Annotated in this window: 3 protein-coding genes; all 3 read right to left on the reverse strand. The window is 30.5% G+C overall.

The window, feature by feature from the left end; translation table 11 throughout:
* Window positions 1-226: 226 nt before the first annotated feature.
* Window positions 227-544 carry a type II toxin-antitoxin system RelE/ParE family toxin gene (locus BUB82_RS11625; protein ID WP_073193793.1) on the reverse strand — a complete coding sequence of 106 codons (318 nt, stop codon included), beginning with the start codon at window positions 542-544 and terminating at the stop codon, window positions 227-229.
* On the reverse strand, window positions 535-777 hold the full coding sequence (locus tag BUB82_RS11630; protein ID WP_073193794.1) for a hypothetical protein: 243 nt from the start codon (window positions 775-777) through the stop codon (window positions 535-537). The genes BUB82_RS11625 and BUB82_RS11630 overlap by 10 nt, the downstream gene beginning before the upstream one ends.
* Before the next feature lie 204 nt (window positions 778-981).
* On the reverse strand, window positions 982-1359 hold the full coding sequence (locus BUB82_RS11635) for a hypothetical protein (RefSeq protein ID WP_073193795.1): 378 nt from the start codon (window positions 1357-1359) through the stop codon (window positions 982-984).
* Window positions 1360-1481: the final 122 nt, after the last annotated feature.

The raw sequence follows: 1481 nt of genomic DNA on the forward strand, positions 1-1481 counted from the left end.
AATCAGAATCAACATTGTCTTTTTTAGATAAACAACTTACCAAAATAAAGAAAAAACAAATGTAGATAATGACTTTTTTCATATTACTGCCAACGGTCATGCATAACATAAGTGGCGACTAAAAAAACGCTCAACTTTCGGTTTAACTTTTAACTTTCTAAAAATACTAAAATTCTCGGTTAAGCAAAATATACGCCATTATTGTTATGCGTTGTTGGCAACTGGCTTATTTCGTCCGCTTTATCTTTTCAGGTTGTTGATGAGTTTCAAATACATCCATTATTTCAATTCTATTCTGCTTAGAATTAATCCAATAAATGATTTTATAAGACTGATGAAGTAGATATCTAAACTCAATTTCTGTTTCAGCTAACATTGGCTCTACTTGTCCAATCTCAGGCTGTGTTATTAATCTTAAAGTAGACTGAACAATTTTTTTATTCTCATTTTTCGCAACTTTTAAGCTAGCATTTTCTTTTAAATGTTTAAAAATATTTTTCAATTCAGTTTTAGCGAAGTCTGTCCAATAAATTTTTAACTCCATTTGTCAATTTCTGCAAGTAAATCATTTGCTTCTGTCAGCATTCCATTTCTTGAATCTTGAAGCGACTTATCAATTCGAGCATTTAATTCAACAGATGTCATTGGTTCAGCTCTTTCAAGAGAAGAGTGTTCTTTTTCTTTTTTTAATAACTTTTCAAATTTTGAAATAGCTTTTTCACTTTGTAGTTTAAAAAATTCCTGAACGAATTCAATTTTACGAGCTTCTATATTCATCACCAATTATTTTTTCAAATATACAAATTAAAACTTTTAGGTTTATAGTGTTTTCGTTTTCTTAGCTTGTTGCCAACGTGTTTGGCTATGGTTTCGTTACGGAATAGTACGCAATATCATTCCGCCGTGACCATAAATTTAGTAAAAAGGCTCGAAATTCCGATTAGGAATTTCAGCCGTAATGAACTATAGCCGCTGTTAGCTTTAGTTTTTTATATTTCGACCGTCAATTTCGTCCAGTTTATCAAACGATTTTTTTAGTCTCGCTGTCAGTTTGTCCAAATCAGCTGTTTTTCCGGTCAATTTCATTTCAAAATTGTCAACTCGAACTTTTGATTTGTCTATTTCAGATTTGTTTACATATGCAAATGCAAGAGTAATTTCTTGTTCAGCATCATTTTCTTTAAACATTTCTTTAACCATATTCCAGTCAAAGTTTTTTAATTCGTCAAGATTTTCTGTTTCCACTTTCAATTCTGTCACAGCAGTTTTCGTTTCAACTTTTTCGTTCTTTTCATTTTGTGCATAAGTTGCAAAAGTCAAAAGTGTAAGAATTCCGATTAAAATGTTTCTTGTTTTCATAATTTTCGTTTTTAAATTAAAGCTAATGTTTTTGTATAACCGCAGTTATTACGGATTTAAAAGTAATGAATTTCAGTTACAAAACCCAAGTGAGCAAATACGAGTTGATTCGGCTTGTAGTC

Source organism: Psychroflexus salarius, from assembly GCF_900129035.1.
Taxonomy (GTDB): domain Bacteria; phylum Bacteroidota; class Bacteroidia; order Flavobacteriales; family Flavobacteriaceae; genus Psychroflexus; species Psychroflexus salarius.